This window comes from Xanthomonas albilineans (assembly GCF_002939705.1).
Lineage (GTDB): Bacteria > Pseudomonadota > Gammaproteobacteria > Xanthomonadales > Xanthomonadaceae > Xanthomonas_A > Xanthomonas_A albilineans.
Map to the genome: position 1 here is coordinate 53,792 of NZ_MDCB01000012.1, position 15,060 is coordinate 68,851.

Here is a 15,060-nt window from a genome sequence, read left to right on the forward strand (position 1 = left end):
GAGTCGGAGTGCATGGCCGTGACGGCGCAGGCTCAGACCGCCATCAGTTCCTGTTCCTTGCTCTTGACCACCTCATCCACGTCCTTGATCGCCTTGTCGGTCAGTTTCTGGATGTCGTCTTCGCTGCCGCGCGCTTCGTCTTCGGTGACCTTCTTGTCCTTGAGCAGATCCTTGATGTGCTGGTTGGCATCGCGGCGGATGTTGCGGATCGCGACCTTGGTGTCTTCGCCTTCGCCGTGTACGACCTTGGACAGTTCGCGGCGGCGCTCTTCGGTCAGAGCAGGCAGATTGAGGCGGATGGTGGTGCCTGCGGTATTCGGGGTCAGGCCCAGGTCCGAGGCTAGGATGGCCTTCTCCACCGCGCTGACCATCTGCTTTTCCCATGGGGTAATGGTCAGCGAGCGCGCGTCGGCGACGGCGACACTGGCGACCTGGCTCAACGGCATCTCCGACCCGTAATAGTTGACTTTCAAGTGTTCCACCAGGGCGGTCGAGGCGCGTCCGGTTCGCACTTTGATGAGCGTATGGCGCAGCGCGTCGATGCTTTTCGCCATGCGGGTCTGTGCGTCTTGTTTGATGTCGTTGAGCATCGCCGGTGTCCGTGCTGAATCTGAATCGAGCAATTATAGCCGGGAACCGGCTAGGGTCGGCACTCGGGACGTGTGGAGGCGAAGCGAATTGCGCGCTGCAGCATCGGCGTTAAGCGCTCTGGCGCAGTCGCGCCAGCATGGGGCAGTCAAACGGTGAGTTGCGGTGCGCGTCCTGCGTTATTGGGCCCCTCAGCCCCGGCCTTTCACCAGCGTCCCGATTTCCGCACCATGCAGGATCTTCAGCAGTTCGCCGGGCTGGCTCATATTGAAAATGCGCAGGGGCAGGTCGCTGTCGCGTGCCAGGGCGAATGCGGCGGTGTCCATGACCTCGAGGTTACGGGCGATCACTTCGTCGTAGGTCAGGCTGTCGAAGCGCACTGCATCGGGGTGTTTCTTCGGGTCTTTGTCGTACACGCCGTCGACCTTGGTCGCCTTAAGCAGCAGGTCGGCACCGATCTCGATCGCGCGCAGCGCCGCACCGGAGTCGGTGGTGAAGAAGGGATTGCCGGTGCCGGCGGCGAAGATCGCGATGCGGCCCTTCTCAAGATGGCGGATCGCGCGGCGACGGATGAAGTCCTCGCATACATCGTTGATCTTGATCGCGCTCATCACGCGCACTTTGGCGCCGAGTTTCTCCAGCGCATCCTGCATCGCCAGCGCGTTGATGACGGTGGCGAGCATGCCCATGTGGTCGCCGGTGACCCGGTCCATGCCGCCGGCGGCCAGTCCGGCGCCGCGGAAGATGTTGCCGCCGCCGATCACCAGCGCGACTTCCGCGCCGGCTTGCTGCGCCTCGATCACTTCACGCGCGAGGCGGTCGATGATCTTGGGGTCGATGCCATAGTCGCCTTCGCCCATCAATGCTTCGCCGGAAAGTTTCAACAGAATGCGGCGATAGGCAAGCTGAGACATGGCGACCTCGTTGGGTGATGACGAGAAAACCCGCAAATTCTATCCGATGTGCATGAGCGCGTCTGCGCCGCAACCCCGGTTCAATCGACGTGATCGTGCAACGAGCGCGGTGAGCGGATTGCAGAGACGTTGTTTGGAGTTGTACGCGGCATGGTTGGCGCTGCCATGGACGTTGTCGATTTTGTCGACATCGCTGGGGTCGATGCGGGAGAGCGATAGCGGTCAGCGGTGTCGGTTAGCTACTATGATTCGAATGGCGTGTGCAGGGCGCTTGCTGGATCTTGGGTGCGCGGCGCATCGGTGCATGCGTGCGGCTGGCGATCGCATCGGCCGATGTCCATGGGACGATGTACGCCTCGAAGATTGGGCTGGTCGCGAGCGGCGACTTGGCGAGATGGTGAGTCGCGTCGTAGCAGGATGCTGTTGCGCAGAGGCAGGTGGAGCAAACGCTGTGCCCGGATCCACTCTGGGTGCGAGCAGTAAAAAAAGCCGCGACGGTGCGCGGCTTTTTCTTCCCCAATTCCGGGATATCAGGCCAGGCCAGCCTGTTTCATCACTTCGGCAGCGTAGTCTTCCACCACCTTCTCGATGCCTTCGCCCACAGCCAGGCGTTGGAAGCCGATCACGTCGGCGCCGGCGGCCTTCACCGCTTGCTCCACGGTCTGATCGGTGTTCAGCACGTAGGGCTGGCCGTACAGCGTGACTTCGTTGACGATCTTGGCGATCTTGCCGCTGATGATTTTTTCGAGGATGTCCGCCGGCTTGGCCTTGTCCTTTTCCGACATCTTGGCCAGTTCGATTTCTTTTTCCTTGGCCACGAAGTCGGCTGGGACGTCGGATGCCTTCACATGCGGCGGGTTCATCGCCGCCACGTGCATGGCAATGCCGCGCGCCAGTTCGATGTCGCCGCCCTTGACCTCCACCAGCACGCCGATACGGCCGCCGTGTACGTAAGCGGCGACATGGTTAGCGCTGTCGATACGCGCCAGACGGCGCACCTGCACGTTCTCGCCGACCTTGGCGATGACCGCGGCGCGGGCTTCCTCGACGGTTTCGCCGCTGGTCAGCTTGGCGCTCTTCAGCGCTTCGGCGTCGGCGGCGTTGGAGTGCAGGGCGGCCTGGGCCACGGCGTCGGAGAAGCTCAGGAAGTTGTTGTCCTTGGCGACGAAGTCGGTTTCGGAGTTGATTTCGACCAGTACCGCCTTGCCGCCAGCCTGGGCCATGGCGATACGGCCTTCCGCCGCGACGCGATCGGCTTTCTTATCGGCCTTGGCCAGGCCCGACTTGCGCAGCCACTCGGCGGCGTTGTCGATGTTGCCGGCGTTCTCGGTGAGCGCCTTCTTGCACTCCATCATGCCGGCGCCGGTGCGCTCGCGCAGTTCCTTGACCAGGGAAGCAGTGATTTCCACGGGATGACCTCACGAAAGGTGGGAAAAGGCCGGCTTGCGGCCGGCCGGTATTCTGGGCAGCGGGCGCTCGTCGCGCCTGCGGTCCCGGACGCGCAGTGCGCGCCGGGCAGTGGCTGCGCATGATCGCGCAACCACATGGCGTGCCGGTTACTCGGCAGCGGAAGCGGTTTCTTCGGCCTTCTTGCCGTTCTTGCGCGGGCCACGGCCCTTGTCGTCGCTGGCCTCGGCGAACTCTTCCTCGCGCACGCTGGCGGCATGCGGGGCGGCGGCCTTGCCTTCCAGCACGGCGTCGGCGGCGGCGCGCGCGTACAGCTGCACGGCGCGGATGGCGTCGTCGTTGCCGGGGATGGCGTAGTCCACCAGTTCCGGGTTGTAGTTGGTGTCGACCACCGCGATGACCGGAATGCCGAGCTTCTTGGCTTCCTTGATGGCGATGTCTTCATGGCCGATGTCGATGACGAACAGGGCGTCGGGCAGGCGGTTCATTTCCTTGATGCCGCCCAGCGAGGCTTCCAGTTTGTCGCGCTCGCGGCGCATGGTCAGCACTTCATGCTTGACCAGCTTGTCGAAGGTGCCGTCGGTCTCTGCCGCTTCCAGTTCCTTCAGGCGTGCCACCGACTGTTTGACGGTGCGGAAGTTGGTCAGGGTGCCGCCCAGCCAGCGCTGGGTCATGAACGGCTGGCCGCAACGCTCGGCTTCTTCCTTCACCGCATCGCGGGCGCTGCGCTTGGTGCCCAGGAACAGGATGGTGCCGCGCTTCTGCGCGATGCTGGAGATGAAGTTCATCGCATCGTTGAACAGCGGAACCGTCTTTTCGAGGTTGATGATGTGGATCTTGCCGCGTGCGCCGAAGATGTACTGCGCCATCTTGGGGTGCCAGTAACGGCACTGATGGCCGAAGTGGACGCCGGCTTCCAGCATCTGACGCATGGTGACCTGGGGCATGAAAGTAACTCCTGATGGGGAATCGGCCATGCGCGGGCGTGTAATTGGAGTGAAGCGCGCGCAGGAACGTGCTGGCCTTGGAGGCATGCACGACGATTCCGGGGTTGGGCCTCCCTGCTGTCTCCGTGGCCGAACTCCTTGCGGAGCACCCCGGCACGGGCAATGGCAGCAGGTGTGAATTCGCCGGTGCGTCCGGCGTGGACGGTTCGCGACGCTCGAATGAACGAGACGCAGCTGCGGAACTATACCCTGTGGCGACCGACAGCACAAATGCGCGGTGGGTGGGTCATTCGGCCGGGAGCGCCTGTAGTTGTGATGCGTCGTCCAGCCGGGCGGCGAAATGTCCGCCCTGCGCCGCGGCCACGGCGGCCGGCAGCGGCCAGCGTTTCTGCTCCCCGGCGAGGACGTAGCCGGAGAGGTTGGCATATAAGGCCAGCCGATGGCCATCGGCGCCGATGAAGCTCAGGTCGCTGAGCCGGGCGTGGACACGGCCGCGGTTGCGGATCAGCAGTTCCGGTCCGTGTGCGCCTGGGATTAGGCTGGCGCTGAGCACGGGCGCGGCGGTGCTGTCCTGCGCACTCACGAAGATGGGAGTGGAATAGCGCAGGAGCAAGTGGGATGCGTCTGCCGCGGTCGGTGCGGTGTCGTGTTCCTCCAGCACCAGGCGATAGGCGGTCTCGGTCGTGGTGTTCGTGGTTGTGGTGCGGATCACCCGCAGTAATTGCTTGCCCTGTGCGGGAATGTTGATCCACTGCGGGCTGGGCTGGATCGCGTCGGTGTCCTGTAACTGGTCCACCCCGTCGGTTTGCACCCAACGATACACCTGAACCTGGGCCTGCCAGGGATGATCCTGGGTATTGGTCAGCCAGATTTCGGTGGCCATCGTGTCCTGCGTCATCTGCACGAGTGTCGGGCTGATACGCACGCCCGCGCTGGCCGTTCCTGCCAGCATCAGCAGCAGGGCCAGCCACCAGCGGCTTGCCAGTGTGGCAGGGCGGCCGACCACTAGAACGCGACCGTCGCGTAGGATGCCCTGTTGCTCGGCAAGGTGGCGGTGGTGGGTAGGCTCAAGGCCAGCGCAACGTCGTTATTCGCCGCTGGGCGACCGTCGATGTTCGTCTGGTAGGTCAAGGGATGGCTGCAAGCCACCATCTGCGGCGTGCCGGCTTGACCATTGCCGTCGGCGCTGATCTCGCAATTGTGCAGGATGCGGATGCCGATCCGGAGTGCGGCGCTGCCGTACGTGCCGGTGTGTTGTGCTGCCGTATTGCCGCAGACGAGGCACAGGCTCGCGAGCAGCAAGGATCGCAGGAACGGCGGCGCAGTCATGGCAGAGGATTCCGGGTATGACGGGGAGGCAGTGCAGATAACGGCGTTTGCCGGGTCAACTTGATCGGGGCGGGCGTCCCCCATTCAGGAATCAGTAGGTGACGGTGACCGTGACCAGATCGCTGTAGCTGCCAGGGGTTGGCGCCTGAACGGCAGGAACTTGACCGTACAGGGTCAGCGATTGCGTATTGCCGGTGCCGGTGCCGGTCTGTGTGTCGGTGTTCAGGGTGCTGCCCCAGCGTTGCGTGCGGGCAGCGTCGCGGTAGAGTTCGTAGGTCAGGTACTGGCCGTTGGCGTTGCGCATGCGCCGGATAGCGCCGTTGGCGTTCTGGCCGTTGTCCAGGCTCACCTGCCACGCTGTGCGATAGCGGCAGGTCATGTTGAGGGTTGTCGTGTAGTTCAACGCGCTGTCGATCAGCCCCGATTGGCTGCCGAAATCCAGATCCGCGATACTGCCGATGGCGCATGTCGAAGGAACCGTGATAGATGCGACGAATGGGAACTGCACCGAACTGCCTCCGCCTAAGCCACCGCTGGTGCAGGAAGCCGGCATGAACCCGGGATTGCCGATCAGTGGCTCGCTGTAGCGATACTGCAGGTTGGTGTAAAAACCGCTGAAGTTGTTTTGGTAGTTCCCGGTAGCAAGTCCATTTTGCAACGGCACACGTCCGTAAATGGTGAAAGTGCTGCTACTGCTGCCTCCTAGTAAGAGTGATGAATAGCTCATGTCCACTTGCAGTGGTGTGGAACCATTCAGGGCGTTGCCCCAAATCAGGCTGCGCGCGCTATCCTGGTAGAGTTGGAAGTTGAGGCTGTCATTGAGTGGGTTCAGCATGCGCCGCGTCGCAATGCCCAGGCTGCCGCCTTGTGCGCCTTCGTCGATGTTCAGGCACAGACGCACGTAAATCGTGCCCAGGATGCTGATCGCGCCGGTCTGGCAGGTCACGACGATCTGTGCAGTCGCGTCGGTGGTTGCGGTGTCGGACAGGGTGCCGAAGCTCAGGGCCGAAGCCTGCGCGCTACAGATGGTGGTGGCGTTGGCGCGTTCGCACGTCAGCGTCGCGATCGCCAACAGGGCCATGCCCAGGGCCAACGTGCGTGCTTCGCGCAGCGTCATGGCGTGGTTTCCGCGCTACAGCGCAGCGGCCCCAGGCGTGCCGGTCGGTGCTGCGCAGTGTAGGCGATGCGGACCTTGCACTGGCCTGTGCCGGTCTCTACTTCCAGATTGTTGGGGCCGTGCTTGAGGCCTTCTATATAGGCTTCGCCGTCGTAACCGACCATCGTGTCGATGCCCGGGCCATGGACTCGGCTGCCGACCGGCAGTGGCGCACCGTCGGTATCTTCGAGTTGCACCAGAACGCCGTCGCTGGTGCGGATCGGGAACTTCACCACGACACCAGTGCGGTCGCGCGGGACCACGATCTGGTCGATCTTCTCCGGCCGTGCCTGCGCTGGCAGATGCATCGGGTCGATCGATAGTTGATTGTGTTGCCAGGCCAGCAACGGCGTTACCAGCAGGAAGCCGCGTGCGTCGGTGGTGCCGATCGGGCGGTTTTCCAGCATCACCGGCACCCCGGCGACGCCGTCGGTGGAGACCAGGGCGAAGGCTTGATCGAGATCGCGCCGCGGGAACCAGCCACCGCCGATCCAGGCCAGGCCACCGGTTGCCTCGGCATAACCGTAGATTTGGCCATTGTTACTGGCGATGCCACCGGCGTAGCGCGCGCTGTCGCCGCGCCAGTTTGCCTCGGCCAGGCCGCCGCTGTCCTGGCCGCTGCGCGCCTGTAGCCGCCAGCCGACGTTATCGGCCGTCGCCGAATGGCCGAGGTCGGCGGTCGCGCTCACGCGCTCGCCGGCCTGTTGCAGCGCCACGCTGCCCTGGCGGTTGCCTTCCAATGCGATCGTCCAGCCCAGATAAATGCTGCGATCACGGCTCTGGTCCAGATTCTGATTGACGCTGAGGGTCAACGACGATTGCCGCGCCAGCACCTTGCTCCAGAACAGGCTGGCGTAGCGCGCGTCGCTGCTGCCGGGATAGGCCAGACGCACATAGCTCAGCGAGACGTTGCCTAGCGGAATCCAAGTGGTGCCGAGCAGGGCGCGGTCGCTGATGCGTGCAGGCGCCGTGCCGTACTCCGAGGCGACGTCGCGGTAGCCAGGCTGCGCGCGCTGAGTGTCCACGCCCACATTGAAATGCCCGTTGTTCCAGTGGTAGCTGAGCGTGTACTGGATGCCGTCGCTGGTGGGGTCGCTGCCATGCGCCAGAGAGGCGCCGACCACGCCGGCCCACGGCAGTAGCCAGATGGCCCCGGCGCCGACGTTGCGGACCCCGGCGCCCGCTTCGGCGTGGGCTTCGACGGTGAGGTGTGGGCTGAGGCCGCGGCGCCAGCTGGCGCTGCCGACAGTGTCGCCGGCATAGGAGAAATTGGTGCTGCCGTACCCTTGGCGGACGCGGCCCAGTGCCACCGACCAGTCGTTCAGGCCGGTGGCGAGCAGTTGCTGCGTGGCGTAGAAGGGGAAGGAAATCGAACGCGTCCGGCCGTAGGCGTCGGTGATGACCACCTGCGCATTGCCGGCGCCGTCCACGCCTGGTGCGGCCGATAGCTGGAATCTGCCGGCCGGCAGTTGCGCGCCGTATTGGCGGATGCCGTTGACGTACAGGTCCAGGCTCGATGGCACCGTGACCTCGCCCAGGAATTCCGGCAGGGGCGAGGTCACGCGGTATGGCTGTAGGCCGAAGTCGCTGCCGACCCGCAGCCCGCCCAGTCGCAAGGTGCGGCTCCAGTTGGTGCTGCTGCCCAGGGTATCGCCTAGCACCACGCTGGTCATGCGGTCGGGGAGCGACCATTGCCATTGCGTGTCCAGGCGGATCGCCTGGCTGTGCCAGTCTTGCTGGGGGTCGTGGGTCAGTCGGCCGACGAACGATTGCCGCAACAGACCACGACCGAGCACGCCATTGCCCAGCCCGAATGCACGTACTTCGCCACTGGCGGTGAGATTGCTGGCATCGCCTTGGTGGCTGGCGTACAGGTCGTAGTTGAGCAGGGCGCCGGGGGAACTGGTCGCCGGTAGCGCGGGTGTGTTGCCTTGCGCGTCGATGTGGGTCACTGGCGCGTCGAGCAAGGCCACCGGTGCGTCGATGGCCAGTTTTTGCAGACTAGCATCGTAGTGGAAGCGCACTCCTTCCAGATCGCTCAATGACAGTGTCGCCGCGCTGTCGCTGGCGTCCACGCGCAGGCCGAGTTGGCGCAGGGTAGCGACGTTGGTACGCAGCTGCGTGCCGTCGCGTTGAAATTGGAATAGGCCAGGTTTGCGGGTCTGGTTCACGGTCACTTCCAGATACAGCGTTTCCCGGGAGGGCAGGGTGCTACTGGGCTGGGCGACGGCGACGTCGATCGCGGCGGCGCAGACACACAGTGCCAGCAGCACCTCAAGGAGCCGCTGCATCCAATGGAAGCGGCTGGGCAAGGGAGGCTCCGTTGATCTTTGCTTGGAACGTACCTTTCGCGTGCGCGAGCGTGGCTGGTAGCGGCCAGCGCTTGTGCTGGCCAGGCAGGATGTAACCGGCCAGGCCATTGGTGATCGCGATATGGCGGCCATCGCTGGCGACGAAGTTCAGATCTACCACTTGCGCGTGTTCGTTGCCTTGGTTGGCGACTTCCAGCGTCTGGGCCGCGCCATCGTGGATCAGCCGCGCATGCAACACGGGTGCGACACTGGCGACCGGCTTGACGAAGATCGGCAGCGAATAGCGCAGGACGAATTGCAGGCCGGTGTTGCTGCCGGTGTCGGCATCCTTTGTCGGTAATTCGTCCACCAAGATGCGATACGTTTCCTCGGTGGCGTTGGGCGCAGCATCCAGGCGGATGATGCGCACCAGCTGTTGCGAATGCGGTGCCAGTTCGAGCATTGGTGGACTGATCGCGATCTTGTCGCTGGGGTCGAGCAGGTCTTCGCCATTGCGTTGGTGCCAGCGAAATGCCCGCACCTGCGCATGCAGCGGCGTATCGCCGCTGTTGCTGAGCCAAATGCCTTGAGCGGAGTCCGTGGCGGCCAGCGTCACCGAGGTCGGCGCCACCTGCAGGCTGGAGGCCGTGCAGGTGGCAGTTGCCGTCAGCCACAGGAGCCCGATGGCCGGCAGGCGCAGCATGGAATGCGATGGCGAAAACATGCAGGCAGGCGCTCCGATGAGTCACTACGTACTTACCAGGTGACGGTGGCAGTGACGATGTCACTGTACGAATCAGCAGGATAGTTCGCGCTGGCGACTTGGCCGTAGACGGTGACGGGCTGCACGTTACCGTTGCCGGTACCTGCCTGGGTATCCAGGCCGATGGTCGACCCCCAGTTCTGGGTCATTGCCGAGTCGCGATACAGCGCATAGGGGACCCGTGAGGTGTTGCTGGCAGTGGCGCTGCCCATGGTGCGCGTGAGCACCGTCGCACCGGTGCCGGTGCCGGCATTGAGCGAGATGTTGTAAGGGGTGCCGCTGGTGCAGCGCACGTTCAAGGTGCCGGTGCTGGTGATCGAGGTTTGGGTCGAGTTGACGCTGCCGAAGTTGACGTCGGTCGGGGTGGTCTGGATGTTGCAGGCGCTGTTGATCTGGATCTTGACGTTGAAGGTGACCGAATTGGTCTGCGCCGATGCCAGGCCGGTGGTGGTGGTGAACAGTACGGTGAAGGCGAGGACACGGTGAAAGGCTTGCATGGCACGGCTCTTTGGTGAAATGACGGATGACCGCCGGTGCCCGTTAGGATGCAAAATGTGCGCCATTACGCTCGTTTTTAGATACTGATCGTGATCGTGGTTTTGATGTAAGTTGCGTTTTCTTCTGTTTATATTTGTGAGGGTGTGCCGCCCTCTACGCGGGTGCCGAAAAACCGCCGGATCCCCGCTGTCCGTTCAGGAAGCGTCGGATGAGCGATAATGGGCACATGACCGTCAATCTGAAATCTCCCCAGGACATCGAGAAGATGCGCGTGGCCGGCCGCCTGGCTGCCGAGGTGCTCGACCTCATCGGACCGTATGTCAAGCCGGGCGTCACCACCGCCGAGCTGGATCGGCTCTGCCACGACCACATCGTCAACGTGCAGCAGGCGGTGCCGGCCAACGTCGGTTACCGTGGCTACCCGAAGACCGTGTGCAGCTCGGTCAACAACGTGATCTGCCACGGCATTCCCAGCGACAGCAAGGTCTTGAAGGACGGGGATATCGTCAATATCGACGTCACCGTGATCAAGGACGGTTGGCATGGCGACACCAGCCGCATGTACTACGCCGGCACGCCGTCGGTGATGGCGCGGCGCCTGGTCGAGACCACCTATGAGGCGATGTGGCGCGGCATCCGCGCGGTGAAGCCGGGCGCCACCCTGGGCGACATCGGCCATGCGATCCAGCAGTACGTCGAAAGCCAGCGTTTCAGCGTGGTGCGCGAATACTGCGGCCACGGCATCGGCAAGGTCTACCACGACGAGCCGCAGGTGTTGCACTACGGCCGTCCCGGCGAGGGGCTGGTGCTGAAGCCGGGCATGACCTTCACCATCGAGCCGATGATCAACGAGGGCTCGCGCCATACCCGGGTACTGCCTGACGGCTGGACCGTGGTGACCAAGGACCGCAAGCTCTCGGCGCAGTGGGAGCACATGGTGGCGGTCACCGAGGATGGGGTGGAAGTCCTCACCCTGTCGCCAGGCGGCCTCGGCGCGCCGTGACCCTGTTGTCGGTCGGTGTCGATGCCGGTATGCCGGGTGCCGGCGTGGACGACGCAGCGTGGGCGCTGGCGATCCGGCAATTGCTGGCGCAGGCCGATGCGCGGCTGAGCAAGCGCTTCGATCAGGGCGAGGAGATCGATCGCTTGCTGGCGCTGCGCGCGCGCGCGCTGGATCACGTCATCCGCGATGCCTGGCGGCGTTGCGTGCCGCCCGAGGCGGGGCTGGCCTTGTTCGCGGTTGGCGGCTACGGCCGCGGCGAACTGTTCCCGCGTTCGGACATCGACCTGCTGGTGTTCGGCGAATGTGCTTGCCATGGGGTCCATGAACAGGCACTGGCGCGGCTGTTTCCATTGCTCTGGGATGCCGGCGTGCCGGTGAGCCATGCGGTGCGTTCGGCCGTGCAATGCACAGCGGCTTGTGCGGACCAGACCGTGCTGACCGCGCTGATCGAAGCCCGTCCGTTGCTGGCCGATGCCGCCGCCACGGCGGCGTTGGCGGCAGCGATCGCGGCCCAGCCACGCTTGCCGCCGCGCGTATTTTTCCAGGCCAAGCGCGAAGAATTGCAGGCTCGCCACCAGCGTTTCGGCGACACCGCCGACAATCTGGAACCGGATATCAAGGACGGCCCCGGCGGGTTGCGCGATCTGCACACCTTGGGTTGGATGGCGTTGCGCGTTTTCGGCGTGCGCGACCTGGAGCAGCTGGTCGGGCTGGGCCATGTCGGTGGCGACGAAGCCGCTGCCTTGCGTCGCGAACGCTGCGAACTGTCGCGTCTACGCTATGGCCTGCATCTGCTGGCCAACCGACCGGAAGAGCGCTTGCGCTTCGACTATCAGAAGGCCTTGGCACAGCGAATGGGCTTCTCCGACGATCCCGAGAGTCTGGGAGTGGAGAAGATGATGCAGCGCTTCTATCGCAGTGCGGCGATCGTGCGCCGGATCAGTGACAGGTTGCTGCAGCGTTTCGAGGAACAGTTCGACGGCGAAACGCAGCCGCAGCCGCTCGGCGTTGGATTTTCGCTGCGTCGTGGTTATCTGGCCGCCGATGCCGAGCGCTGGCCGCAGGCCGATCCGGTACAAGTGTTCGCGTTGTTTGCAACCTGGGCCGCGCATGGCGAGGTGCGCGGCCTGCATTCGCTGACCGCACGCGCCTTGGCTGAGGCATTGGAGTTCCTGCCGTCCTACGACAGCGCCAGCGCGCTGGCGCGCGAGCGTTTCATGGCGCTGCTGCGCGGTCCACGTGCGGTACAGACGCTGACCCGGATGGCGCGTCTGGGCGTGCTTGGGCAGTGGATCCCCGCGTTCGCGCAGGTGTCCGGACGCATGCAATTCGACCTGTTCCATGTCTACACGGTCGATCAGCACACGCTGATGGTGTTGAATAACATCGAGACGTTCGCCAGTGCGCGCGCCGACGAGCGTTTTTCGATCGCACGCGAAGTCTGGCCGCGCTTGCGCAAGCCGGAGTTGCTGTTGCTGGCCGGTCTGTTCCACGATATCGCCAAGGGGCGTGGTGGCGATCATTCCGAACTGGGGGCGGTGGATGCGCGTGCGTTTTGCGCCTGTCACGGCCTCATTGCCGCCGACACCGAACTGGTCGCCTGGTTGGTGCAGCAGCATCTGCACATGTCGGTGACCGCACAAAAGCAGGACATCACCGACGCGCAGGTGATCCATCGCTTTGCCACTCTGGTGGGCGACCGCGAGCGCTTGGATTATCTGTATCTGCTGACCTGTGCCGACATCGCCGGTACCAGCCCCAAGCTATGGAACGCGTGGAAGGATCGCTTGCTGGTGGATCTGTATTTCGCCGCGCGGCGCGCGTTACGCGAGGGTCTGGAGCATCCGCTGCCAGTGGCGGAACGGTTACAGGAAGCGCGCGATGCCACGCGTGCGCTGATGCACTTTCAGGGGCACGACGATGCCATCATCTCGCGTCAGTTCGCCGGGATGCCGGACGAGAGTTTCCTGCGCTTTCGTCCCGAGCAACTGGCTTGGCAGGCCACCTCGCTGATGGAGGTGGAATTGGGCGGCACCCTGGTCCGGGTGCGTCCGGTCACACCCGACGATGCTGCGCTGGAAGTATTCGTTTATTCGCCCGATCGCGACGGTTTGTTCGCTGGGATCGTGATGACCCTGGGCCGGCTCGGCTACGGCATCCACCGTGCACGCCTGCTCGACGCACCGCAAGGGGCGATCTTCGACACTTTCGAGGTCGTGCCGGGTGATGCGTTTGCCAGTAGCGATACCGTGCAACTGGAAGCGGCGCTGCGCGAAGCGCTGGCCGGCGACCTGACGCGGTTGCGTCCGGCGCGGCGTGCGGTGCCGCGGCAACTGCGGTATTTCCGTTTTCCGCCGCGCATCGAGTTTCCCGACAGTCTGGACGAGCGCCTGACCCGTTTGAGCCTGATCGCACCGGACCGTCCTGGTTTGCTGGCGGACGTGGCGTTGGTGCTGCGCTACCAGCGTTTGCGCGTGCATGACGCGCGCATCGCCACCTTCGGCGAGCGCGTCGAGGACATGTTTCACATTACCGACGAGTACAACCTGCCGTTAACCGAAGCATCCCGCCAGGCGCTGCATGCCGCGTTGCAGGCATGCCTGGATCCCGATACCCCGCCTGGAGAAGTCCACTGATGGCTACCAAGAAGTCCGCTGCCAAGAAAAAGCCCGTTGCCGCGAAGAAGACGGCCAAACGCGCCACTGCCGCCAAGCGCGCTGCGCCCAAGTCGGCGTCGAAGTCCGCATCTAACATCGCGCATGCCAAGCAGGTCGCGACGCCCAGTGTCGATGAGCTGAAGTTCATGATCGACAGCGCCTTCGAACGTCGCGCCATGTTGACCCTGGACGAGATCGAGGGCTCGACCCGGCCTGTGGTCAATCGTGTCATCGATGGCTTGGAGACAGGCGAATTCCGTGTCTCCGAACCAGATGGACATGGTGGCTGGAAGCTCAACGAGTGGCTGAAGAAAGCCGTGCTGCTGTACTTTCGGGTCAATGAGATGGCGGTGGTCGAGGCGCAGCCGGCGCCGTTCTGGGACAAAGTGGAAGCGCGCTTCGCCGGTTACCACGAAGCCGAATTCCGCAAGGCCGGGGTGCGCGTGGTGCCTGGCGCGGTTGCGCGACGCGGCAGTTACTTCGGCAAGGACGTGGTGCTGATGCCCAGTTTCACCAACATCGGCGCACACGTGGGCGAGGGCACCATGGTCGATACCTGGGCGACGGTCGGTTCCTGCGCGCAGATCGGCAAACACTGTCATTTGTCCGGCGGCGCCGGCATCGGCGGCGTGCTGGAGCCGTTGCAGGCCAGCCCGACCATCATCGAGGATCACTGCTTCATCGGCGCGCGCTCGGAAGTGGTGGAGGGCGTGGTGGTCGGCCATCACAGCGTGATCGGCATGGGCGTGTTCATTGGCCAGAGCACGCGCATCTACAACCGCGCCACGGGCGAGATTTCCTATGGCTACGTTCCGCCATACAGCGTTGTGGTGTCTGGCCAGTTGCCGGCCAAGGACGGTTCGCATTCCCTGTACTGTGCGGTGATCGTCAAACAGGTCGATGCCAAGACGCGTAGCAAGACCAGCGTCAACGAACTGCTGCGCGGCCTAGCCGACTGAGGCCACCTCTTCGGCGATGGCGCGTCGCAGCGGATGTGTGTGGACGTGGTGCGAACCTGTATCGCGGTGCGTTTGTCCTCACCCCAGGCCCCTGATGTGTTGTAACAAGCGCGGCGCGCAAGAGTGAGATTTCGAGATGACGACGATCTACGGATTGAAAAACTGCGACACCTGCAAGAAGGCGATCAAGTGGCTGGAGCGTTTCGGCATCGCCCATACCTTCGTCGATTACCGCGCCAACACCCCCACGCCCGACACCCTGCTGGAGTGGGCGGACAAGGTTGGCGGCTTCGACGCGCTGGTCAACAAATCCTCGACCACGTGGCGGCAACTGCCGGAAAACAAGAAAACGCCGGGTTCCGATGCCGAGTGGAAGCTGCTGTTGCGCGAATATCCGCAACTGATCCGACGGCCGCTGGTGCTCACCGCCGATGGCCGGATCAGCCAGGGCTTTTCCGATCATGCGTTCAAACAGCGTTTTGGCGTCGGGTGAAGACGCGATGCGCGTGTGGTTGCGGCGTCTGAAGTGGGCCTTGGATCAACGCGCC

At 63.9% G+C, this 15,060-nt stretch carries 14 protein-coding genes; 4 read left to right on the forward strand and 10 right to left on the reverse strand.

Translation table 11 applies throughout. The features are described from left to right. Positions 1-32 precede the first annotated feature (32 nt). The 10 genes from frr to XalbCFBP2523_RS11615 form a co-directional block, all read right to left on the reverse strand. The gene (frr, locus tag XalbCFBP2523_RS11570; protein WP_012916513.1) at positions 33-590 is read right to left on the reverse strand and encodes a ribosome recycling factor; all 558 of its coding nucleotides are present in this window, start codon (positions 588-590) and stop codon (positions 33-35) included. A gap of 189 nt (positions 591-779) precedes the next feature. Further along, positions 780-1,502: a UMP kinase gene (gene pyrH / locus XalbCFBP2523_RS11575; protein WP_012916512.1), complete on the reverse strand. Its 723-nt coding sequence runs from the start codon at positions 1,500-1,502 to the stop codon at positions 780-782. Positions 1,503-2,032: 530 nt separating this feature from the next. Beyond that, positions 2,033-2,911 (reverse strand): translation elongation factor Ts, encoded by an 879-nt coding sequence (gene tsf / locus XalbCFBP2523_RS11580; RefSeq protein WP_045765977.1) that lies wholly within the window; start codon positions 2,909-2,911, stop codon positions 2,033-2,035. 147 nt (positions 2,912-3,058) lie between these two features. Further along, a complete protein-coding gene (gene rpsB / locus XalbCFBP2523_RS11585) occupies positions 3,059-3,856 on the reverse strand; it encodes a 30S ribosomal protein S2 (RefSeq protein WP_045765976.1) in 798 nt (265 codons plus the stop codon). A 286-nt stretch (positions 3,857-4,142) separates the two neighbouring features. Next, a complete protein-coding gene (locus XalbCFBP2523_RS11590; RefSeq protein WP_230597169.1) occupies positions 4,143-4,862 on the reverse strand; it encodes a fimbrial biogenesis chaperone in 720 nt (239 codons plus the stop codon). Continuing rightward, positions 4,862-5,185: a hypothetical protein gene (locus tag XalbCFBP2523_RS11595; RefSeq protein ID WP_045758221.1), complete on the reverse strand. Its 324-nt coding sequence runs from the start codon at positions 5,183-5,185 to the stop codon at positions 4,862-4,864. The genes XalbCFBP2523_RS11590 and XalbCFBP2523_RS11595 overlap by 1 nt, the downstream gene beginning before the upstream one ends. 91 nt (positions 5,186-5,276) lie before the next feature. Further along, the gene (locus XalbCFBP2523_RS11600; protein WP_045765975.1) at positions 5,277-6,302 is read right to left on the reverse strand and encodes a Csu type fimbrial protein; all 1,026 of its coding nucleotides are present in this window, start codon (positions 6,300-6,302) and stop codon (positions 5,277-5,279) included. After that, positions 6,299-8,653, reverse strand: a complete 2,355-nt coding sequence (locus XalbCFBP2523_RS11605; RefSeq protein WP_146084077.1) for a fimbria/pilus outer membrane usher protein — start codon at positions 8,651-8,653, stop codon at positions 6,299-6,301. The genes XalbCFBP2523_RS11600 and XalbCFBP2523_RS11605 overlap by 4 nt, the downstream gene beginning before the upstream one ends. After that, entirely contained in the window at positions 8,616-9,356 is a 741-nt protein-coding gene (locus tag XalbCFBP2523_RS11610; protein ID WP_052687946.1) for a fimbrial biogenesis chaperone, read from the reverse strand. The genes XalbCFBP2523_RS11605 and XalbCFBP2523_RS11610 overlap by 38 nt, the downstream gene beginning before the upstream one ends. 32 nt (positions 9,357-9,388) lie before the next feature. Continuing rightward, complete coding sequence (locus XalbCFBP2523_RS11615; RefSeq protein WP_045765973.1) at positions 9,389-9,892, reverse strand: Csu type fimbrial protein; 504 nt, start codon at positions 9,890-9,892, stop codon at positions 9,389-9,391. 227 nt (positions 9,893-10,119) lie between these two features. Between XalbCFBP2523_RS11615 and map the strand changes: the two genes are divergently transcribed. From map to XalbCFBP2523_RS11635, 4 genes are all read left to right on the forward strand, one after another. Further along, positions 10,120-10,896, forward strand: a complete 777-nt coding sequence (gene map / locus XalbCFBP2523_RS11620; protein ID WP_045758832.1) for a type I methionyl aminopeptidase — start codon at positions 10,120-10,122, stop codon at positions 10,894-10,896. Between the two features lie 29 nt (positions 10,897-10,925). Beyond that, positions 10,926-13,532: a [protein-PII] uridylyltransferase gene (locus XalbCFBP2523_RS11625; RefSeq protein WP_045766758.1), complete on the forward strand. Its 2,607-nt coding sequence runs from the start codon at positions 10,926-10,928 to the stop codon at positions 13,530-13,532. After that, the gene (gene dapD / locus XalbCFBP2523_RS11630; RefSeq protein WP_045765972.1) at positions 13,532-14,512 is read left to right on the forward strand and encodes a 2,3,4,5-tetrahydropyridine-2,6-dicarboxylate N-succinyltransferase; all 981 of its coding nucleotides are present in this window, start codon (positions 13,532-13,534) and stop codon (positions 14,510-14,512) included. The genes XalbCFBP2523_RS11625 and dapD overlap by 1 nt, the downstream gene beginning before the upstream one ends. A 136-nt stretch (positions 14,513-14,648) precedes the next feature. Beyond that, a complete protein-coding gene (locus XalbCFBP2523_RS11635; protein WP_045765971.1) occupies positions 14,649-15,005 on the forward strand; it encodes a Spx/MgsR family RNA polymerase-binding regulatory protein in 357 nt (118 codons plus the stop codon). The last annotated feature ends 55 nt before the right edge of the window (positions 15,006-15,060 follow it).